This window comes from Pseudomonas sp. NFACC56-3 (assembly GCF_900100025.1).
In the GTDB taxonomy this organism is placed as follows: Bacteria; Pseudomonadota; Gammaproteobacteria; order Pseudomonadales; family Pseudomonadaceae; genus Aquipseudomonas; species Aquipseudomonas fluorescens_AA.
In genome coordinates this window covers 129,683-151,030 of the sequence record NZ_FMTK01000012.1, presented here as the reverse complement: position 1 = coordinate 151,030, position 21,348 = coordinate 129,683, and the positions used below count along the sequence as shown (strand labels likewise).

The window sequence follows — 21,348 nt, the reverse complement described above, 5'->3', positions numbered from 1 at the left end:
CGGAATTGGTCAAAATTTGTGCTATATTCCGCGCCCGCGATTTTTCATCCTTTATACCGGTCATCGACATGCAAGCAGCCAAGCCGTTATTTGACTATCCCAAGTACTGGGCCGAATGTTTCGGCCCGGCGCCGTTCCTGCCCATGAGCAGGGAGGAGATGGATCAGCTTGGCTGGGATTCGTGCGACATCATCATCGTGACCGGTGATGCCTATGTCGATCACCCGTCGTTCGGCATGGCGATCATTGGCCGTTTGCTGGAAGCCCAGGGCTTTCGTGTCGGGATCATTGCCCAGCCGAACTGGCAGTCCAAAGACGACTTCATGAAGCTTGGCGAGCCCAACCTGTTTTTCGGTGTCGCGGCCGGCAACATGGACTCGATGATCAACCGCTACACCGCCGACAAGAAAATCCGCTCCGATGACGCCTACACCCCAGGTGGCCTGGCGGGCAAACGGCCGGATCGCGCGAGCCTGGTCTACAGCCAGCGCTGCAAGGAGGCCTACAAGCACGTGCCGATCGTGCTGGGTGGTATCGAAGCGTCGCTGCGCCGCATCGCCCATTACGATTACTGGCAGGACCGGGTGCGCAACTCGATCCTGATCGACGCCTGCGCCGACATCCTGCTCTACGGCAACGCCGAGCGGGCGATTGTCGAAGTCGCCCAGCGCCTGTCCTATGGTCACAAGATCGAAGACATCACCGACGTGCGCGGCACCGCATTCATCCGTCGTGATACGCCGCAAGGCTGGTACGAAGTCGACTCCACGCGCATCGACCGTCCGGGCAAGATCGACAAGATCATCAACCCGTATGTAAACACCCAGGACACGGCCGCCTGCGCCATCGAGCAGGAGAAGGGGCCGGTTGAAGACCCGAGCGAAGCCAAGGTCGTGCAAATCCTGGCGAGCCCGAAAATGACCCGGGACAAGACCGTGATTCGCCTGCCGTCGGTGGAAAAGGTCCGTGGCGACGCGGTGCTTTATGCCCACGCCAACCGCGTGCTTCACCTGGAAACCAACCCGGGTAACGCCCGCGCCCTGGTGCAGAAGCACGGCGAAGTCGACGTCTGGTTCAACCCGCCACCCATTCCGATGACCACCGAAGAAATGGACTACGTGTTTGGCATGCCTTACGCGCGTGTTCCCCATCCGGCGTACGGCAAGGAGAAGATCCCGGCCTACGAGATGATCCGTTTCTCGGTGAACATCATGCGTGGCTGCTTTGGTGGCTGCACCTTCTGCTCGATCACCGAGCATGAAGGCCGGATCATCCAGAACCGCTCCGAAGAGTCGATCATCCGCGAGATCGAAGAGATCCGCGACAAGGTCCCGGGCTTCACCGGGGTGATTTCCGACCTCGGCGGCCCGACCGCGAACATGTACCGCATTGCCTGCAAGAGCCCGGAAATCGAATCCGCGTGCCGCAAGCCGTCCTGCGTGTTCCCTGGCATCTGCCCGAACCTGAACACCGACCATTCTTCGCTGATCCAGCTGTACCGCAGCGCCCGGGCCTTGCCAGGGGTGAAGAAGATTTTGATTGCCTCCGGCCTGCGTTACGACCTGGCGGTCGAGTCGCCGGAATACGTCAAGGAGCTGGTGACCCACCACGTCGGCGGTTACCTGAAGATCGCGCCGGAGCACACCGAGGAAGGCCCGCTCAACCAGATGATGAAGCCGGGCATTGGCAGCTATGACAAATTCAAGCGGATGTTCGAGAAGTACACCAAGGAAGCCGGGAAAGAGCAGTACCTGATTCCCTACTTCATCGCCGCCCACCCGGGCACCACCGACGAAGACATGATGAACCTGGCGCTGTGGCTCAAGGGCAACGGTTTCCGCGCCGACCAGGTGCAGGCGTTCTATCCGTCGCCGATGGCCACGGCCACCGCCATGTACCACTCGGGCAAGAACCCGCTGCGCAAGGTCACCTACAAGAGCGATGCGGTGACCATCGTCAAGAGCGAGGAGCAGCGCCGCCTGCACAAGGCCTTCCTGCGGTATCACGACCCCAAGGGCTGGCCGATGCTGCGTGAAGCGTTGACCCGCATGGGCCGCGCCGACCTGATCGGGCCGGGCAAGCACCAATTGATCCCGCTGCACCAGCCGGCCACCGACAGCTACCAGAGCGCTCGTCGCAAGAACTCGACGCCAGCCGGCAGCCACAAGGTGGGCAAGGAAACCACCAAGATCCTGACCCAGCACACCGGCCTGCCGCCGCGGGCCAGCGATGGCGGCAACCCGTGGGACAAACGCGAGCAGGCCAAGGCCGCGGCTTTCGCCCGTAACCAGCAGGCGGCCAAGGAGCGCAAGGATGCGGCCAAGGGCAAGGGACCGAAACCGGCGCGCAAGCCTGTCGTGCCACGCTAACGGGCCAATCCACGATGTAAAACGCCAGCCTCAGTGCTGGCGTTTTGCTTTCTAGCGACGGTGCTGCCCATTTGCTATCGTTGCCGCCGCCGGTGCCAGCCTACCCAATGCAATAACGCCGAGCGCTGCCCTTGTGGCGAGGGAGCTTGCTCCCGCCCGGGGGCAAAGCCGTCGTAAACCGGCCGGTACGGTCTGCCTGGGAACATGGCATGGGATTGTTTGGGGCCGCTTCGCAGCCCAGCGGGAGCAAGCTCCCTCGCCACAGTATTGTGTGTGGATAAAGACTCACTTCCGATTCTCAAGGACGATTCATATGAGCAGCGCTACAACGGGCATCGGCATGGACCTGAGCTTCTCCCAGTTCATGGCCCGCAAACGCATCGAAAGCCAGATCAACCTGCCGCGCCTGTTTGCTGCCATCGACGCCGATCCTGGCATTGCCGGGGCGGGTGTGGTGTATGTCGATTCCGAATACAACGTCGTGACCTTGCGCGAGTTCAAGCCGATTTGCAGCATCGCGCCCAAGCGCATCATTCTGCGCGAGGCAAAAAAATACATCGCGCCGCAGCAGTTCATCGATCAGGTCAAAAGCAGCCCCCGCGAGTCCAAGCTCGGGCTTGAAGCGACCAATGCCGGCTTGTCCTGTGTCGCCGCGGTGATCGGTTGGGTGGTGGTGTTCAGTGGCAGCGTCGCGGTGCCCTTTACGGCGGGGGCAAGTGCCTTTGTCGTTGCCCTGGGCGCCGCTGCCGCGACGGCCAGTACCGCGCAATGCGTCATTGGCGGGATGCGGGTGGCCAATGAGCTGACCAATCCGACCGGCAACGATGAGATGAACGACGCCGACTGGTACAACATCGTGTCGCCGATCCTTGACGGGGTTTCCCTGGTGGGTGTCGGAGGCTCGGCCCTGACGACTGTCCGGCTGCTCAAGGCCAACAAGGCGGCCGCCACCGGAAAGAGTTGGTATCAGTTGCTCAAGGGGCTGAATCGGCAAGAGCGCAGCAAACTGACCAAGGAACTGTTGACGCTGAAGGACCCGAGCCTGACCGCGAAGCTGCTCAAGCTGCAGCAACGCGCGGGAGCCCTGCCCAAACGTTATTCGTCTGCCGAGATCAGGCACGCGACGCTGACGCAGATAAAGGACTCCCTCGGAGGCGCGCTGGGGGTCATTGGCAGTTATACCGGCGATGGCGCCGTGAAGACGGTTGCCGTCGGCCTGTACGAGGAGTTCACGGAATGATCGGGGGCGGATCGCTGAAGCCATTCCTCGCCCGTTATTTTCCGGTGTTCATGGGGACGATCCTGCTGGGCTGCTTTTCCGGGTCCACGCTGCTGGTGTTGGCCGGGACCACTTATTGGCGTGCCCTGGAGCCGTCAGCCAGGACCGACTATGTCGGGCTCGGCACGTTGGCTCTGGTGCTCGTACTGGTCCTGGGCAACCTCTTGATCGCTCGCGGGCGCGCCTGGGCGGTCTGGTGGGTGGCGGGGTATTTCCTGGCCTGTCTGGCGGCGGTGCTGCCGACGTTCGCTTATGGAGCGCATCAGGGCGTGTACCTCTTCGCCGTGCTGTTGCCACTGCTGGGGCTGTTATTGCTCAACAGCAAGCGTCATCGGGAAATGCGCAGCAAACTCGTCGATATCCGCCGCCAACGCGCGCTGATCATCCAGGCCGCCAAGGCCTCACGCCCGCGTCGCTGAGTCGATTCGCGCCGCATTTATGTGCATTCCTTTACAGATGAATACGGGCATCGCGCGTTTTTAGTGCTCTACTGCCTTGAGTAGACAAAGAAAGTGTCGGGCCTGCCTGCATGGCATAAGTCTTGCGCCGCTTTCGATACCGCCCAGGCTCGCAGGAGGCACGTCGTGTCGATCCATGTCGCATTGCATCACGTCACGCATTACCGCTACGACCGCGCCGTCGAACTCGGCCCGCAGATCGTTCGCCTGCGTCCGGCCGCCCACAGCCGCACGCGGATTCTGTCTTATGCGCTGAAGGTTTCGCCCGAGCAGCATTTCATCAACTGGCAGCAAGACCCCCAGGGCAATTACCTGGCGCGGCTGGTGTTTCCCGAGAAAACCCGGGAGTTGCGGATCGAAGTCGATCTGCTGGCGGAAATGGCGGTGTTCAATCCGTTCGACTTCTTTCTCGAGCCCTACGCCGAGAAAATTCCGTTTGCCTACGCGGCTGACGAACGCAAGGAGCTGGCGCCTTACCTGGAAACCCTGCCGCTGACGCCGAGGTTCCAGGCCTATCTGGACGGCATCGACCGTACGCCGTTGCCGGCGGTGGATTTCCTGGTGGCGCTCAACCAGCGCCTGAGCGAAGACATCAATTACCTGATCCGCATGGAGCCCGGTGTCCAGACGCCGGAGCATACCCTTGAGCACGCGTCCGGCTCGTGCCGCGACTCGGCGTGGCTGTTGGTGCAACTGTTGCGCAACCTTGGCCTGGCCGCGCGGTTTGTTTCCGGTTACCTGATCCAGTTGACCGCCGATGTGAAGAGCCTCGATGGCCCGTCCGGCACCGACGTCGACTTCACCGACTTGCATGCCTGGTGCGAGGTCTACCTGCCCGGTGCCGGCTGGATCGGCCTGGATGCGACGTCCGGGCTGTTCGCCGGTGAAGGCCATATCCCGCTGGCCTGTAGTCCCGATCCGTCCTCGGCGGCACCGATCAGTGGCCTGGTGGAGCCCTGCGAGTGTGAGTTCAGCCACGAAATGTCCGTCGAGCGGGTCTGGGAAGCGCCGCGGGTGACCAAGCCTTACACCGACGCGCAATGGCTGGCGATCCAGGCCCTGGGACGGCAGATCGATGCCGATCTGCTGGAGGGCGACGTGCGCCTGACCATGGGCGGCGAACCGACCTTTGTCTCCATCGATGACCCGGACGGCGCCGAGTGGAACACCGCGGCGCTCGGGCCGGACAAGCGCCGGCTCTCCGCCGAGCTGTTCCAGCGCATGCGCAATCACTATGCGCCCAAGGGGCTGGTGCATTTCGGCCAGGGCAAGTGGTACCCCGGCGAGCAACTGCCGCGCTGGTCACTCAACTGCTATTGGCGGCGCGACGGGGTGCCGATCTGGCACAACAGCGCGTTGATCGCCGACGAGCAGGAGGATTACGGCGCCGATGGCGAACTGGCCGGACGCTTCCTGGCGAGCGTCGCCGAGCGTTTGAAGATTCCTGCGCGGTTCGTGTTTCCGGCCTACGAAGACAACTTCTATTATCTTTGGCGCGAAGGGGCGCTGCCTTCGAACGTCACGGCCGAGGACCCACGCCTGGAGGACGCTCTGGAGCGTGCACGGTTGCGCAAGGTCTTCAGCCAGGGCCTGGACAAGGTCATCGGCCAGGTCCTGCCGTTGGCTCGCACCGCCAAGGGGGATCAATGGCAAAGTGGTCGCTGGTACCTGCGGGACAATCACTGCCGCCTGGTGCCGGGGGATTCGCCCCTGGGGTATCGTTTGCCGCTGGCGTCCCAGCCCTGGGTGACGGCGGCCGAGTACCCGTTCATCCACCCCACCGACCCGAACCAGGACTTGCCCGAACTGCCCGGTACCGAACAACTGGCGCGGCACGGCGAGGCGGCGGCCGAGCAGGAGCGTGTCCCGGAGATCGACAAGTCCGCCGACTGGCTGACCCGCACCGCTTTCTGTGCCGAGGCCCGCGAAGGTCGGTTGTACCTGTTCATGCCGCCGCTGGAGCGGGTCGAGGATTACCTGGAACTGGTCAGTGCCATCGAAGCGACGGCTGAGGAGCTGCGGTGTCCGGTGCTGTTGGAAGGCTACGAGCCGCCGAGCGACCCACGCCTGAGCAATTTCCGCATCACCCCCGACCCCGGTGTGATCGAGGTCAACGTACAACCTTCGGCGACCTGGGATGAGTTGGTCGAGCGCACTGAATTTTTATACGAAGAAGCGCGACAGACCCGACTGACCACCGAGAAATTCATGATCGATGGCCGGCACACCGGCACGGGCGGCGGCAACCATTTCGTACTGGGTGGCGCGACACCGGCCGACTCACCGTTCCTGCGACGTCCCGACCTGCTGCGCAGCCTGATCAGTTATTGGCATAACCATCCGTCGTTGTCCTACCTGTTTTCCGGGTTGTTCATCGGCCCGACCTCCCAGGCACCACGGGTGGACGAGGCGCGCAACGACGCCTTGTACGAGCTGGAAATCGCTTTCGCGCAAATGCCACAGCCCGGCGAAGCGTGTCCGCCGTGGTTGGTCGATCGCTTGTTGCGCAACCTGTTGATCGACGTGACCGGCAATACGCACCGCGCCGAATTCTGCATCGACAAGCTCTATTCACCGGACGGCGCCACGGGGCGTCTCGGCCTGTTGGAGCTGCGTGCGTTCGAGATGCCGCCCCACGCCCGCATGAGCCTGGCCCAGCAATTGCTGCTGCGGGCGCTGGTGGCTCGATTCTGGCGCGAGCCTTATGCACCGGCGAAACTGGCGCGCTGGGGCACCGAGCTGCATGACCGTTTCCTGCTGCCGCACTTTATCGAGCAGGATTTTGCCGACGTCATCCATGAGCTGAACGCCGCCGGCTACCCGTTGCGGGCCGAGTGGTTCGCCGCGCATCTGGAGTTCCGCTTTCCCAAGGTGGGCGACTACGCGGTCAGCGGTATCGAGTTGCAATTGCGCCAAGCCCTCGAGCCTTGGCATGTATTGGGGGAGGAGGGCGCGGTGGGCGGCACCGTGCGTTATGTGGATTCCTCCCTGGAGCGTTTGCAGGTCAAGCTCAGCGGCCTGGCGCCGCAACGCTACCTGCTGACCTGCAATGGCGTGCCGGTGCCGTTGCAACCGACTGGTCGGGTCGGCGAATTTGTCGCTGGGGTACGTTTCCGAGCGTGGCAACCGGCCAACTGCCTGCAACCGACCATCCCGGTGCATGCGCCGCTGGTTTTCGACTTGCTCGATACCTGGATGCAACGTTCCGTGGGCGGTTGCCAGTATCATGTGGCCCATCCGGGTGGGCGCAACTATGACAGCCTGCCGGTGAATGCCAACGAGGCCGAGAGCCGGCGCATGGCGCGCTTCTTCCGTCTCGGACACACGCCGGGGAAACTGCCGATACCCAGCCTGGCGGTGGATGACGAGTTTCCACTCACGCTCGACCTGCGACGTTTTCAGGGGGCGCCCAAGGTGTAAGTGAACCCCGTGGCGAGGGCGCTTGCTCCCGCTCGGTTGCGCAGCGACCGTAAAATTCTCGGGCTGCTGCGCAGCCCAGCGGGAGCAAGCGCCCTCGCCACGATGATTGCAGTCCGAAAGCCGGGCCGGATCCAACATAAGACACACCTATCCGGGCGTCATGCGCTTGCGCTAGTCTCACCTTTCATTGCCGTCTGCCGAGCTTTCCATGCCTGACCTGCTTGACCGTTACCCGCTGACGACGGGCACCTATCACGAATTAATGGACGACAGCGGTGCGGTACGTGCGCACTGGCGGCGGCTGTTCGACCAGTTGCAGCGCAGCACGCCGGCCCAGTTGCTCCAGCGCCAGGCCTTGCTGGCCCGGCAGATCCAGGAAAACGGCGTGACCTACAACGTCTACGCCGATCCGAAAGGCGCCGACCGGCCGTGGGAACTGGACCTGCTGCCCCATGTGATCGACCCGCAGGAATGGCAGCATCTGTCAGCCGGGATCGCCCAGCGTGCGCGATTGCTCAATGCGGTGCTGGCCGACCTGTACGGGCCGCAGCGGCTGATCAGCGAAGGGCTGTTGCCGGCGGAGCTGGTGTTCGGGCACAACAATTTCCTCTGGCCCTGCCAGGGCATCACGCCGCCGGACGGCAGTTTCCTGCACTTGTATGCGGTGGATCTGGCGCGCACGCCCGACGGCCGCTGGTGGGTCACGGCGGACCGGACCCAGGCGCCTTCGGGGGCCGGGTACGCGCTGGAAAATCGTATGATCGTTTCCCGCGCCTTCCCCGACTTGTATCGCGACTTGAAGGTGCGGCACCTGTCCGGATTTTTCCGCACCTTGCAGGAAACCCTGGCGCGACAGGCACCCAGCGACGGCGAGTCGCCGCTGGTGGTGCTGTTGACGCCGGGGCGGTTCAACGAAAGCTATTTCGAACACCTTTACCTGGCGCGCCAGCTGGGCTATCCGCTGGTGGAGGGCGGCGACCTGACTGTTCGCGATGCTACGGTCTACCTCAAGACCCTCAGCGGCCTGCGCCGGGTCCACGCCATCATGCGCCGGCTCGACGACGATTTCTGCGACCCCCTGGAGCTGCGCACCGATTCGGCCCTCGGCGTGCCGGGGTTGCTGGAAGCCGTGCGCCAGGGCCGGGTGCTGGTGGCCAATGCCTTGGGCAGTGGCGTGCTGGAGTCGCCGGGCCTCCTGGGCTTTCTGCCGAAGATCAACCAGTACCTGTTCGGCGAAGAACTGCTGCTGCCGTCCATCGCCACCTGGTGGTGCGGTGAGCCGCCGGTGTTGGCCCAGGCCCTGGAAAAATTGCCGCAACTGTTGATCAAGCCGGCATTTCCTTCCCAGAGTTTCAGCCCGGTGTTCGGTCGCGACCTGAGCGAGGCGCAGCGCGGCCAACTGGCGGCGCGTATGCAGGCACGGCCTTATGCCTATGTCGCCCAGGAACTGGCGCAACTGTCCCAGGCACCGGTCTGGCAGGCCGAAGATGGGCAAATCCAGCCCCGGGCGATCGGCATGCGCATGTATGCCGTGTCCGGCAAGGATGATTATCGGGTGCTGCCGGGTGGCCTGACCCGGGTGGCCGCCGAGGCCGATGCCGAGGTGGTGTCGATGCAGCGCGGTGGCGCCAGCAAGGACACCTGGGTCTTGGGAGAGCAGGCGCCCGGCGGTGAACAATGGAAGGCCCAGCGAACCGTGGGGGTCCATGACCTGGTTCGACGGGATCCGTACCTGCCTTCGCGGGTGGTGGAAAATCTGTTCTGGTTCGGCCGCTACTGCGAGCGTTGTGATGACAGCGCGCGGTTGTTGCGGATCATGCTGGCGCGTTATGTCGATGGCGACGACCCGCAGGCCCTGCAATCGGCGGTGGCGCTGGGCGAGAGCCTGATGCTGCTGCCCGAAGAGGGCGAACTGCCCGAGCGTTTGCTGGCGGCACTGCTGGGGGACGACTGGTCGTTCAGCCTGCGCTCCAACCTGCAGCGCTTGCAATGGGCCGCCTCGCAAGTGCGCGGCAAGCTGTCCCGGGAGAACTGGCAGGCGCTGGTGGAACTGCAGCGCGAGGCCATGGAACTGGAAACCGAGGAAGCGGACTTCGGCGAGTTGCTGGATTTCCTCAATCGGCTGGTGATGTCCCTCGCGGCGTTGTCCGGATTCGCCCTGGACGACATGACCCGCGACGAAGGCTGGCGCTTCCTGATGATCGGCCGGCGCCTGGAGCGCCTGCAGTTTCTCAGCAGCAGCCTGGCGGCGTTCCTGCGCAGCGATGCGGTATTCGATCAGGCCGGGCTTGAGTGGTTGCTGGAACTGGGCAACAGCAGCATCACCTACCGCTCGCGTTATTTGGCGGTGGCCCAGTTGATCCCGGTGCTGGACTTGCTGCTGCTGGACGAACAGAACCCCCACGCGGTGCTGTTCCAGTTGAAGCTGGTGACCCGCACGCTCAAGCGCTTGAACGATGATTTTGCCGCCCCCAGGGAAACCGCCTTGCCAGACCTGGTCGCACGCCTGTCACGCTTTGACCTGCGTTGCCTGGAAAACCCATTGTTCGGTGAAGCCAGCCTGCGCGCCGCACTCGATGGGCTGGCCGACCTGTTGCAGGAAATGGCCGATGCCAGCGGCCAGGTGTCCGATCGCCTGGCCTTGCGTCATTTCGCCCACGTCGACGACGTCAGCCAACGCACGGTGTCCGTCTGATGAGCGCTCGTTACCAGATCCTCCACGACACTCATTACCACTACGACAGCCCGGTGTCCCTGGCCCAGCAGCTCGCTCATTTGTGGCCGCGGGCCTGTGACTGGCAGCGTTGCACCGAACGGCAACTGTTGATCAGCCCGGAACCGACGACCCGGCGCGACGAACAGGATGTGTTCGGCAACCCGCTGACCCGGCTGGCCTTTGAACGGCCCCATGACGAGCTGTTGGTCAATGCCCGCCTGAGCGTCGAGGTGCTGGCCCGCCCCGAGCTGGATTTCAACCTGTCCCCGGCCTGGGAGTCGACCCGCAACGCGCTGACCTACAGTGGCCGGCCACTGGCGGCGCCGTTGTTGGAAGCGTGCCGCTATCGTTTCGAGTCACCGTATGTGCACCTCAAGCGCAGCTTCGTCGAGTTTTCCGAAAGCTGCTTCCCGTCGGGGCGACCGTTGATGATCGGTGTTCGAGCGCTGATGGAGAAGATTTTCGAGGAGTTCACCTTCGATGCCGAGGCGACCCAAGTGGCAACGCCGCTGGTGGAGGTGCTGGAACGGCGGCGGGGCGTATGCCAGGACTTCGCCCACCTGATGCTGGCTTGCGTGCGCTCTCGCGGCTTGGCGGCGCGTTACGTCAGCGGCTACCTGCTGACCCAGCCGCCGCCCGGCCAGCCCCGGCTGATTGGCGCTGATGCGTCCCATGCCTGGGTCTCGGTGTATTGCCCGGTGCTGGGGTGGGTGGACTTCGACCCGACCAACAACGTCCAACCGGCCCTGGAACACATCACCCTGGCCTGGGGCCGGGATTTTTCCGATGTATCGCCGTTGCGAGGGGTGATCCTGGGCGGCGGTGCCCATGACCCTGAAGTGCGGGTGACGGTGATGCCGTTGGAATCGTAAGGAGATCCCTTTGTGGGAGCGGGCTTGCTCGCGAAGGGGCCTGCCATTCAACATAGATTTCGACTGAACCACCGCTTTCGCGAGCAAGCCCGCTCCCACAGGGTATGTATTGAATTGGCGAGGTAGGTTTCATGTTCCCGGTGTCCATCAAAGGTGTGCTGCAATCCCCCGAAGGCCTGGTCGTGCTGATGCTCAACGAACGCGATGAATGGGAGCTGCCTGGCGGACGGATCGAGCTGGGCGAAACGGCGCCGCAATGCCTGGCGCGGGAAATCGGCGAGGAGCTGGCGGTTGAGGTGAGCGTGGAGGCGCCGCTGGATTCGTACCTGTTCGAGGTCATTCCCGGCAAGCACGTCTTCATCTCCACGTACCGCTGCCAGTTACTGGGCGGTTTCGTGCCGACCATCAGTCATGAGCACAAGGAGATCGGGCTGTTCGCGCCGGACCAATTACCGGTGAACCTGCCTGCGGGTTATCGCCAGTCGATTATCAAGGCGCTGGGATTGTAAGGGTCGGCAGCGGGGCTGCCGGCCCTGGACACAGAACCGGGGGGCCGGATCGGATCATCGGGCCCTGGGGGAATCAGGCGTCGGGAGCCTGATCTTTCGGTGCATCGACATCGTCTTCTGCTGCTACTTCGCCTTCGGTATCCGGGCTCAGTGCGGCTTCTTCTTCAGCTGTGGCTTTCTTGCGCTGCAGCTTTTCCTCTTTCTTCTGCTCCTTGGCCAAGTCTCTCTGACGTTTGGCGAAGGAATAATTGGGTTTGGCCATGGGCGATCCTCTGGGGTCGAAGGTGAGGTTGAGCGGCGCATATTCTGCCCTGTATCGGGGCCGAGCCGTTAGCTGGGTTTTTGTTCGGCCCATTTTGGCTGTACGGACGGTTGCCATTCGTCCAGGGCATCGAGCAGGTTTTGCGTGGATTCGCTCACTTGCAGCATGTCACGATGGGGCGCGCGGACGAAGCCTTCGGCGACGATATGATCGAGAAAAGCGGTGAGCTTGCTGTAGAAGCCGTTCACTTCCAACAGCCCCAGCGGTTTGCCGTGGTAGCCGAGCTGGCCCCAGGTCCAGACTTCGAACAACTCCTCCAGCGTGCCGAGGCCGCCGGGCAGGGCGATGAAGGCATCGCTGAGTTCAGCCATGCGTGCCTTGCGAGCATGCATGCCGTCCACCACTTCCAGGCGGGTCAGGCCGCTGTGGCCGATTTCCTTGTCCTTCAGGCTTTGCGGGATGATGCCGATGACTTCGCCCCCAGCCGCCAGGGCCGCGTCGGCGACAATGCCCATCAGGCCGACGGCCCCGCCACCGTAGACCAGGGTCAATTTTCGTTCCGCCAACGCCCGCCCGAGGGCCTGCGCCGCTTCACGATACGCTGGGTCGGTGCCAGTGCTGGCGCCGCAAAATACACAAACAGACGCGATGGACATGCTTTACTCCGTTGTCAGTCACCCCGCCAGAGTAAAGCCTGGCCTATGCTGCGCAAAGGACTTAAACCTCGCGCAGGGGTTTTTCATAGGTGCCACTGGCGCCACAGGCGTAGGCGGCGAGCAAGCTGCATAACAGGCTATTGAAGTTCATGGCGATCGCTCCAGAGGTTGATGGGGCTGATCATAGGGGGCGCGTCATACTTCTGGCTGGTTGATTATGTCCATCAGGCTGATAGCCTTAAGTTGTATACAATCTTTGACTCAGGTCATAGGAACTTGCCGGAAAATCAGGCAGTCTTTCCCTTTGACGGATTTTTGTTAACCATGCCTTGGAGATTCACGATGTTTGCCAAACTTGTTGCAGTATCCCTGTTGACGCTGGCCAGCAGCCAACTGATGGCAGCGGAGTGCAAGACCACCATCGACTCGACCGACCAGATGTCCTTCAACACCAAGGCCATCGAGATCGACAAGAGCTGCAAAACCTTCACCGTTGAGCTGACGCACTCGGGCAGCTTGCCGAAAAACGTCATGGGCCATAACTGGGTGCTGAGCAAAGAGGCTGACATGCAGCCGATCGCCACCGATGGCCTCTCTGCTGGTATTGACAAGAACTACCTCAAGGAAGGTGATGCCCGCATCATCGCCCACACCAAACTCATCGGGGCCAAGGAAACCGACTCGGTGACCTTCGACGTGTCGAAACTCGATGCCGCTGAAAAATACGGCTTCTTCTGCTCGTTCCCGGGCCACATCTCGATGATGAAAGGCACCGTTACGCTGAAGTGATCAATTTCAGGTACAAAAAAGCGCCCCATGCAGGGCGCTTTTTTTATTCCTGGCAAACACCCCTTGTGGGAGCGAGCTTGCTCGCGATGACGGCAGCACATCCAACATCAATGCAAACTGACCCACCGCTATCGCGAGCAAGAAGCTCGCTCCCACAGAGATTGCCGATCAGGGGGCGTAAGGCATCACCCGCTTGTGCTCGGTCTTGCGATAGGTGTCGCAAATGATCCTGGCCGCTTCTTCGCGAATCGGTTGGCCATGCAGGAACGCATCGATCTCGGCGTAGGTCACGCCGTGGGAGGCTTCATCCGGCTTGCCTGGCGACAGGTCTTCAAGGTCGGCGGTGGGGACTTTTTCCACCAGCGATTCCGGCGCGCCAAAGTCCCGGGCGATGGCCCGGACCTGGTTTTTCACCAGGCCGCTCAACGGCGCCAAGTCGCAGGCGCCGTCACCGAACTTGGTGAAGAACCCCATGACCGCTTCGGCCGCATGGTCAGTGCCGATCACCAGACCCTGCTCGGCGCCGGCGATCGTGTATTGCGCCACCATGCGCATCCGCGCCTTGGTATTGCCCAGCACGAAGTCCCGCGAGACCGCCGCCTTGCCTTCGAACGCGGCGACTTGCTCGGCCAAGGCCTTGACCGCCGGGCCGATATTGACGGTATGGCGCTCGTCGGGATCGATGAAGTCCACACTGGCCTGTGCTTCATGCTCGTCGAACTGGGTGTCGTACGGCAGGCGCACGGCGATGAACTTATAGGCCGCGTCGCCGGTTTTCTCCCGCAGTTCGCGCACGGCACGTTGGGCCAGCAGCCCGGCGGTCAGCGAGTCGACGCCACCGCTGATGCCCAGCACGAGGGACTTGAGCCCGGAATTGACCAGGCAATCCTGGATAAAGCTCACTCGCCGGGCGATTTCGGCCTTGAGGTCGGCGTCATGGGCGAACGGTGGCTGGACCTTGAGCTGTTCAGCAATCTCACGCTGTACGGCTTGCATGAATTCACTCCTTGCGTATCAAAGGGCGGCAGGTACTTGGAAAACGTGTCGCATGTAGGCGACGAAATTCGGGTCCTTGCAGTGGGTCTTGCCGGGCTCGTCTGAAATCTTGGCCACGGGTTGCCCGTCACAGCTGATCATTTTAAGCACGATGCTCATGGGCTCTACACCCGGAATGTCACAGGTCAGGTTGGTGCCGATACCGAAGCTGACATTAATGCGACCACGCAACGCGCGAAAAATCTCCAGGCATTTGGGCAGTGTCAGGCTATCGGAGAACACCAGGGTCTTGCTCATCGGGTCGATACCGAGCTTGTGGTAGTGGGCGATGGCTTTTTCGCCCCAGATCACCGGGTCGCCGGAGTCATGGCGCAAACCGTCGAACAGCTTGGCGAAGAACAGATCGAAATCCTTGAGGAACGCATCCATGGTGATGCAGTCGGTGAGGGCGATCCCCAGCAGGCCCCGGTACTCGCGGACCCAGCAATCGAGGGCGGCGATCTGGCTGTCGATCAGCCGCGGGCCCAGTTGCTGGTGGGCCATGATCCACTCATGGGCCATGGTGCCCAGGGGCTTCATATCCAGCTCCCGGGACAGGTGTACGTTACTGGTGCCGACGAAACGCCCAGGGAAATCATGCTTGAGCACGTTGACCACTTCTTCCTGGACGCGGAAGGAAAACCGCCGACGGGTGCCGAAATCCGCAACCTGCAGTTCGGACAGCTCGTCGGCGCTGGCGTTGGCGCTCAGCCAGTCGAACTTGCGATACAGCTGCTCGCGGGCCTGCTCCAGGACGATTTCACGGTAGCGATAGCGATTGCGCACTTCGCTGACAATGGCCAGCAGCGGCACTTCGAACAGAATCACGTGCAGCCAGGGGCCGCGCAGGCGGATGAACAGCTCGCCGTTGTCGATGCCGGTGTGGACGTAGCGCAGGTTGAAACGAAACAGTCCCAGGAACCGCAGGAAGTCCGGCTTGAGAAAGCTGATACGTTCCAGGAAACCCAACTGGTCGGCACTCAGGCTCAGCTCCGCCAGACGCTCGATCTGGAAGCGGATCTCCGCCAGGTACGGACGCAGGTCTTCGCTGTTGCGGCAACGAAACTCCCACTCGACTTCGACGTTGGGGTAGTTGTGCAGCACCGCCTGCATCATCGTCAGTTTGTAGAAGTCGGTGTCGAGCAGGTTCTGCACGATACGATCGGCAAATACGCTCTCGCTCATAGGGTTCTCCAGACAGGCCGCTGCGGCGGGTTGGGATGAGGGGTTAGTGGCGCATAACCTGGGTGGGTATTGCCAGTGATTTTTAGTATCCGTTGGCCTTTGTGGCGAGGGAGCTTGCTCCCGCTCGGGTGCGCGGCGCCCGCATGGAAAGGGGCCGCTTCGCGCCCCAGCGGGAGCAAGCTCCCTCGCCACAGGGTTTGGTGCTGGTTGCGGCTATTGCGGCGTACCCGGACTATCGAGCTGTTCGAGCATCCACTCCACAAAAAGCCGCACCTTGGGCACCTCCGCCGAATGTTCGGGGTAGGCCAGGTAGTAAGCATCGGTGCTCGGCATCGCATGCTGCCAGGGAATGACCAGTTTGCCGTCGGCCAGTTCTTCTTCCACCAGAAACCGCGGCAGCAGGGCGACGCCGCAGCCGACCTGGGCGGCCCGGATGCACATGTAGAAGGTTTCGAAACGCGGCCCGTGGTAGCTGTGTTCGGTGTGGTAGCCCTGGCTGTCGAACCAGTCGTGCCAGGCCTGGGGGCGCGAGGCGTTTTGCAGCAGCACCAGCTCGGCCAGTTGGGTCGGGTCGGTGAAGGCCTGGGCAGGCAGGCTGCCGGGCGCGCAGACCGGCACCAGCTCTTCGTCGAACAGTCTCCGGGACTCGGTGCCAGGGCGTGAACCCTGGCCGAAGTAGAACGCCAGGTCGCTGCGCCCCTGCTGCAAGTCGTCGGCTTCCTGCTCGCTGCACAGGTCCAGATGAATTTTCGGATGACGCAACCGCCAACCCTTCAGGCGGGGGACCAGCCAGCGGGCACCGAAGGTCGGAGGCGTGGAAACACGCAGCACTTCGGTATCGCCGCCGTAGGAGCGTAGGTAGTGGGTGGACATCTCCACCTGGGTAAGGATTTTTCGCACTTCCCCCAAGTACAGCTCCCCGGCCGGTGTCAGTTGCAAGCGGCGGCGCACACGCCGAAACAGCAGGTGCTGTAACAGTTCCTCGAGTTGGGCGACCTGTTTGCTGACGGCGCTCTGGGTCAGATGGAGTTCTTCGGCGGCACGGGTAAAGCTCAGGTGGCGAGTCACGGCTTCGAAGCACTGGAGTGCGGTAATCGACGGTAAATAGCGCTTGTTGAGCATGACGAGGGCCTTTTTTCTTGTTGCTCTTTAAATCGAGTCAGGGGCAGCATGAATAAACGGAATGATATCTCGCTTAATGGTCGTTTGTTGGCAAGACTCGGGCCAGCTAAAACTAGAGGCCTGAGCGTACGGTGATTATCCGTCCGCCAATCTTTATCGCTCGTTTAGAGGAGTTACTCCATGGTTGCTGCATTGCTTGATCGTCTGGGCGTCAATCCGGCCTTGTACCAGGGCGGCGCACAGCCGGTGCATTCGCCTATCGATGGCAGCCGCATCGGCGCCGTGAACTGGGAAGGCGCCGCTGAAGTCGAGCAGCAGGTCAGCCGTGCCGAACACGCCTTCGACCTGTGGCGCCAGGTGCCGGCCCCGCGTCGCGGCGAGCTGGTGCGTCAATTCGGCGACCTGTTGCGTGAATACAAGGCCGACCTCGGCGAGCTGGTGTCGTGGGAAGCCGGCAAGATCACTCAGGAAGGCCTGGGTGAAGTGCAGGAGATGATCGACATCTGCGACTTCGCCGTCGGCCTGTCCCGCCAGTTGTACGGCCTGACCATCGCCTCCGAGCGTCCGGGCCACCACATGCGCGAATCCTGGCATCCGCTGGGCGTGGTCGGGGTGATCAGTGCCTTCAACTTCCCTGTGGCGGTCTGGGCCTGGAACACCACGCTGGCCCTGGTCTGCGGCAACTCGGTGATCTGGAAACCCTCGGAAAAGACCCCGCTCACCGCCCTGGCGTGCCAGGCACTGTTCGAACGCGTGCTGAAGAATTTCAGCGACGCACCACCGTACCTGAGCCAGGTGATCATCGGCGGTCGCGATGCCGGTGAAGCCCTGGTGGATGACCCGCGCGTGGCCTTGATCAGCGCCACCGGCAGCACCCGCATGGGCCGAGAAGTGGCGCCGAAAGTCGCCGCCCGTTTCGCCCGCAGCATCCTCGAACTGGGCGGTAACAACGCCATGATCCTGGCACCGAGCGCCGACCTGGACATGGCCGTGCGCGCCATCCTGTTCAGCGCCGTCGGCACCGCCGGCCAGCGTTGCACCACCCTGCGCCGGTTGATCGCCCACGAATCGGTGAAGGAAGAGATCGTCACCCGCCTCAAGGCTGCCTACTCGAAAGTGCGCATCGGTCATCCGCTGGAAGGCAATCTGGTCGGGCCACTGATCGACAAGCACAGCTTCGACGGCATGCAGGACGCGCTGGAGCAGGCCCTGAGCGAAGGCGGGCGCGTGTTTGGTGGCGAGCGCCAGCTCGAAGACCAGTTCCCGAATGCCTATTACGTCTCGCCGGCCATCGTCGAGATGCCCGAGCAGAGTGACGTGGTGCGCCACGAAACCTTCGCACCGATCCTGTACGTGGTCGGCTACAAGGACTTCGCCGAAGCCCTGCACCTGAACAATGCCGTGCCCCAGGGCCTGTCGTCCTGCATCTTCACCACCGACGTGCGTGAAGCCGAGCAGTTCATGTCGGCCGTGGGCAGCGACTGCGGCATCGCCAACGTCAACATCGGCCCGAGCGGCGCGGAAATCGGCGGCGCCTTCGGTGGCGAAAAAGAAACCGGTGGCGGTCGCGAATCCGGCTCCGATGCGTGGCGCGGCTACATGCGCCGCCAGACCAACACCGTGAACTACTCGCTGGAGTTGCCGTTGGCCCAGGGGATTACCTTCGACTGAGGCTTGAGCCAAGCGGTGATCCCATGTGGGAGCGGGCTTGCTCGCGAAGGCGGTGTATCAGTCGACATCGATGTTGTATGAACGTCCGCTTTCGCGAGCAAGCCCGCTCCCACAATTGAATGTGTGGTGGTTGGGTTTCTTTTTCGGAGTCTGGCAATGCCGTTACGCGAAGAATGTCTGTGGGAAAAACTGACGCCGCAAAGACCTGAAAATGCTCCGCTCACCGGCGAGGTCACGGTGGATGTCTGTGTGATCGGCGCAGGGTTCACCGGGCTGTCGGCGGCGGTGCACTTGCTCGAACAAGGCAAGCGGGTGGCCGTGCTGGAAGCCCATCGGGCCGGGCATGGCGGATCGGGGCGTAACGTCGGTCTGGTGAACGCCGGGCTGTGGATCCCGCCGGATGACATCGAGGCCGGATTCGGCGAGGCGGTGGGCAGCCAGCTCAACCGCATGTTGGGAGCCGCGCCGGCCCTGGTGTTCAGCCTCATCGATAAATACAACATCGATTGCCAGTTGCGCCGCGAAGGCACCCTGCACATGGCCCATAACGCCCGGGGCGAAGCCGACCTGCGCAGTCGTGAAGCGCAATGGAAGCGCCGTGGCGCCCCGGTGGAATTGCTCACCGGCCAGGCCTGTGCCGAGGCGACAGGCACCTCGAAAATCGCCACGGCCTTGCTCGACCGCCGCGCCGGCACGCTCAATCCGATGGCCTACACCAGCGGGCTGGCCAAGGCCGCCACGGACCTTGGAGGCCAGTTGTTCGACCATTCGCCGGTAATGCGCCTGGAGCGTCAAGGCCAGCGCTGGTCGGTGCAGACCGCCCAGGGTTCGGTACTGGCCGAGCAGGTGGTGATTGCCTCCAATGCCTATACCGAGGGTGACTGGACCGAGCTGCGGCGCAATTTCTTCCCGGGTTATTACTATCAGGTCGCGTCCGTCCCGCTGACCGACGCCGCCGCCCAACGCATTCTGCCGGGCGGGCAGGGTTCGTGGGATACCCGCCAGGTGCTGAGCAGCATCCGCCGGGACAAGGACGGTCGTTTGCTGCTGGGCAGCCTGGGCAACGGCAACCGCAAGCCGACCTGGTTCCTCAAGGCTTGGGCCGACCGGGTGCAGCAGCACTACTTCCCCTACCTCAAGCCGGTGGAATGGGAGTGCACCTGGACCGGTTGCATCGCCTTCACCCCCGATCACTTGATGCGCCTGTTCGAACCCGCTCCCGGGCTGGTGGCCGTGACCGGCTACAACGGCCGGGGCGTGACCACCGGTACGGTGGTCGGCAAAGCGTTCGCCGATTACTTGTGTCATGGCAATGCCCAGGCCCTGCCAATCCCGTTCGCCCCCATGCAGCCGCTGGCCGGGGTGGGATTGCGCAGTTGCCTGTATGAGGCGGGCTTTTCGCTGTATCACGCGGGCCAGTGCCTGCGGATCGTCATTTGAGTGTTGAAAATTGTTGCTGGACGCCGCGTTTTCCGGCGTAGCGTCTAGCCTGTTATGGTGCGGGTTGTAGCAGTCGCGCACCGACAGTGTGCAGTTCGGTGACGTGGGTTGTTACACAGTGGTTGCACACCGTTTCGCGCGATGGTTGCAATGATGGCTCATGGAGGGTTTTACCCGATCGGACAAAAGGTTGCACCTTGTGCGGTTTAGACGGTTGCACGCCCCATGAAAAAGGGCCCGAAACAGTCGAAATAACAATAAAGCAGCGACTTTTTTCAGAATAAAAAACCGATGGCACGGCCCTTGCTCTTAGCTTTTCAGTGAAATGAAGTCGCAGTGCCAACTAAAAAAAACCTTGGAGCACCACCTCATGTCCCAGACGTTTTACAAGAAAGGTTTCCTGGCCCTCGCAGTGGCAGCTGCGCTGGGTGTTTCTGCGTTTGCTCAGGCCGACATCAAGATCGGCGTAGCGGGTCCCATGACAGGCGCCAACGCGGCATTTGGCGAACAGTACATGAAGGGTGCACAGGCCGCGGCAGACGAGATCAATGCCAAGGGCGGCGTGAACGGGGAAAAAATCCTGCTGGTCAAGGGCGACGACGCCTGTGAACCGAAACAGGCCGTTACGGTAGCCAAGGACCTGACCAACCAGAAAGTGGCGGGCGTAGTCGGTCACTTCTGCTCCTCGTCGACCATCCCGGCCTCCGAGATCTACGACGAAGCAGGCATCATTGCGATCACTCCGGGTTCTACCAACCCTGCCGTGACCGAGCGCGGCTTGAGCGCCATGTTCCGTATGTGCGGTCGTGACGACCAGCAAGGCATCGTCGCCGGCGACTACATCGTCGATGTGCTCAAAGGTAAAAAAGTCGTCGTGCTGCACGACAAGGACACCTATGGCCAGGGCCTGGCGGATGCGACCAAAGCCCAGCTCGAGAAGCGTGGCGTGAAGCCGGTGCTGTACGAAGGCCTGACCCGTGGTGAAAAAGACTTCAGCACCATTGTCACCAAGATCCGCGGCGCTGGCGCCGATGTCGTCTACTTTGGTGGTCTGCACCCGGAAGCCGGTCCCCTGGTTCGTCAACTGCGTGAGCAAGGCCTCAAAGACGTCAAGTTCATGTCCGACGATGGCATCGTGACCGACGAGCTGGTCACCACCGCTGGCGGCCCACAATTTGTCGACGGCGTGTTGATGACCTTCGGCGCCGACCCGCGCCTGCTGCCAGACAGCAAGGCTGTAGTGGATGCGTTCCGCGCCAAGGGCACCGAGCCGGAAGGCTACACCCTGTATGCCTACGCTTCGGTCCAGACCCTCGCGGCGGCGTTCAATGGCGCCAAGAAGAATGATGGCGAAGCAGCGGCGAAATGGCTGAAGGCCAACTCGGTCCAGACCGTGATGGGCAAGAAAGAGTGGGACGCCAAGGGCGACCTGAAGGTCTCTGACTACGTGGTTTACCAGTGGGACAAGGACGGCAAATACCACCAGTTGGAAAAACAGAAGTAAACGCGATCGGCTAGATCCCCCGATTCCATGTGGGAGCGAGCTTGCTCGCGATGGCGGACTG

General features: G+C 62.4%; 16 protein-coding genes. 11 read left to right on the top strand and 5 right to left on the bottom strand.

The window, feature by feature from the left end; all coding sequences use genetic code 11:
- Nucleotides 1–68 precede the first annotated feature (68 nt).
- The 7 genes from BLO80_RS17630 to BLO80_RS17600 all read left to right on the top strand — a co-directional run bounded on the left by BLO80_RS17630 (nucleotide 69) and on the right by BLO80_RS17600 (nucleotide 11,623).
- Nucleotides 69–2,369: a YgiQ family radical SAM protein gene (locus BLO80_RS17630; protein WP_092333216.1), complete on the top strand. Its 2,301-nt coding sequence runs from the start codon at nucleotides 69–71 to the stop codon at nucleotides 2,367–2,369.
- Nucleotides 2,370–2,682: 313 nt separating this feature from the next.
- Nucleotides 2,683–3,609, top strand: coding sequence for an Ssp4 family T6SS effector (locus BLO80_RS17625; RefSeq protein WP_092255573.1), 927 nt, complete (start codon nucleotides 2,683–2,685; stop codon nucleotides 3,607–3,609).
- Nucleotides 3,606–4,067 (top strand): hypothetical protein, encoded by a 462-nt coding sequence (locus tag BLO80_RS17620; protein WP_092333214.1) that lies wholly within the window; start codon nucleotides 3,606–3,608, stop codon nucleotides 4,065–4,067. The genes BLO80_RS17625 and BLO80_RS17620 overlap by 4 nt, the downstream gene beginning before the upstream one ends.
- Before the next feature lie 165 nt (nucleotides 4,068–4,232).
- On the top strand, nucleotides 4,233–7,526 hold the full coding sequence (locus tag BLO80_RS17615) for a transglutaminase family protein (RefSeq protein ID WP_092333212.1): 3,294 nt from the start codon (nucleotides 4,233–4,235) through the stop codon (nucleotides 7,524–7,526).
- A 208-nt stretch (nucleotides 7,527–7,734) separates the two neighbouring features.
- Complete coding sequence (locus BLO80_RS17610) at nucleotides 7,735–10,221, top strand: circularly permuted type 2 ATP-grasp protein (protein ID WP_092333210.1); 2,487 nt, start codon at nucleotides 7,735–7,737, stop codon at nucleotides 10,219–10,221.
- Nucleotides 10,221–11,114, top strand: coding sequence for a transglutaminase family protein (locus BLO80_RS17605; protein WP_092333208.1), 894 nt, complete (start codon nucleotides 10,221–10,223; stop codon nucleotides 11,112–11,114). Before BLO80_RS17610 ends, BLO80_RS17605 begins: the two co-directional genes overlap by 1 nt.
- Before the next feature lie 131 nt (nucleotides 11,115–11,245).
- Complete coding sequence (locus BLO80_RS17600; protein WP_092333206.1) at nucleotides 11,246–11,623, top strand: NUDIX hydrolase; 378 nt, start codon at nucleotides 11,246–11,248, stop codon at nucleotides 11,621–11,623.
- A 73-nt stretch (nucleotides 11,624–11,696) separates the two neighbouring features.
- Here BLO80_RS17600 and BLO80_RS17595 read toward each other — a convergent pair whose 3' ends face one another.
- Both BLO80_RS17595 and BLO80_RS17590 read right to left on the bottom strand, forming a co-directional pair.
- Complete coding sequence (locus tag BLO80_RS17595) at nucleotides 11,697–11,885, bottom strand: hypothetical protein (protein WP_060739407.1); 189 nt, start codon at nucleotides 11,883–11,885, stop codon at nucleotides 11,697–11,699.
- A 68-nt stretch (nucleotides 11,886–11,953) separates the two neighbouring features.
- Nucleotides 11,954–12,541, bottom strand: a complete 588-nt coding sequence (locus tag BLO80_RS17590) for an LOG family protein (RefSeq protein ID WP_092333204.1) — start codon at nucleotides 12,539–12,541, stop codon at nucleotides 11,954–11,956.
- 342 nt (nucleotides 12,542–12,883) lie between these two features.
- Between BLO80_RS17590 and azu the strand changes: the two genes are divergently transcribed.
- Nucleotides 12,884–13,330, top strand: a complete 447-nt coding sequence (azu, locus tag BLO80_RS17585) for an azurin (RefSeq protein WP_092333202.1) — start codon at nucleotides 12,884–12,886, stop codon at nucleotides 13,328–13,330.
- Between the two features lie 168 nt (nucleotides 13,331–13,498).
- On the opposite strand, the gene nadE is transcribed toward azu, so the two are convergent.
- The 3 genes from nadE to BLO80_RS17570 form a co-directional block, all read right to left on the bottom strand.
- Nucleotides 13,499–14,326 carry an ammonia-dependent NAD(+) synthetase gene (nadE, locus tag BLO80_RS17580; protein ID WP_092333200.1) on the bottom strand — a complete coding sequence of 276 codons (828 nt, stop codon included), beginning with the start codon at nucleotides 14,324–14,326 and terminating at the stop codon, nucleotides 13,499–13,501.
- Nucleotides 14,327–14,344: 18 nt separating this feature from the next.
- Nucleotides 14,345–15,550, bottom strand: a complete 1,206-nt coding sequence (gene pncB / locus BLO80_RS17575) for a nicotinate phosphoribosyltransferase (protein WP_092175865.1) — start codon at nucleotides 15,548–15,550, stop codon at nucleotides 14,345–14,347.
- A 213-nt stretch (nucleotides 15,551–15,763) separates the two neighbouring features.
- Nucleotides 15,764–16,672: a LysR family transcriptional regulator gene (locus tag BLO80_RS17570; protein WP_092333198.1), complete on the bottom strand. Its 909-nt coding sequence runs from the start codon at nucleotides 16,670–16,672 to the stop codon at nucleotides 15,764–15,766.
- Nucleotides 16,673–16,852: 180 nt separating this feature from the next.
- On the opposite strand from BLO80_RS17570, the gene BLO80_RS17565 reads away from it, so the two are divergent.
- From BLO80_RS17565 to BLO80_RS17555, 3 genes are all read left to right on the top strand, one after another.
- Nucleotides 16,853–18,343, top strand: a complete 1,491-nt coding sequence (locus tag BLO80_RS17565) for an L-piperidine-6-carboxylate dehydrogenase (RefSeq protein WP_092333196.1) — start codon at nucleotides 16,853–16,855, stop codon at nucleotides 18,341–18,343.
- Between the two features lie 156 nt (nucleotides 18,344–18,499).
- Nucleotides 18,500–19,783 carry an L-pipecolate oxidase gene (locus tag BLO80_RS17560; protein WP_092333194.1) on the top strand — a complete coding sequence of 428 codons (1,284 nt, stop codon included), beginning with the start codon at nucleotides 18,500–18,502 and terminating at the stop codon, nucleotides 19,781–19,783.
- 370 nt (nucleotides 19,784–20,153) lie between these two features.
- The gene (locus BLO80_RS17555) at nucleotides 20,154–21,287 is read left to right on the top strand and encodes a branched-chain amino acid ABC transporter substrate-binding protein (RefSeq protein ID WP_092175876.1); all 1,134 of its coding nucleotides are present in this window, start codon (nucleotides 20,154–20,156) and stop codon (nucleotides 21,285–21,287) included.
- Nucleotides 21,288–21,348: the final 61 nt, after the last annotated feature.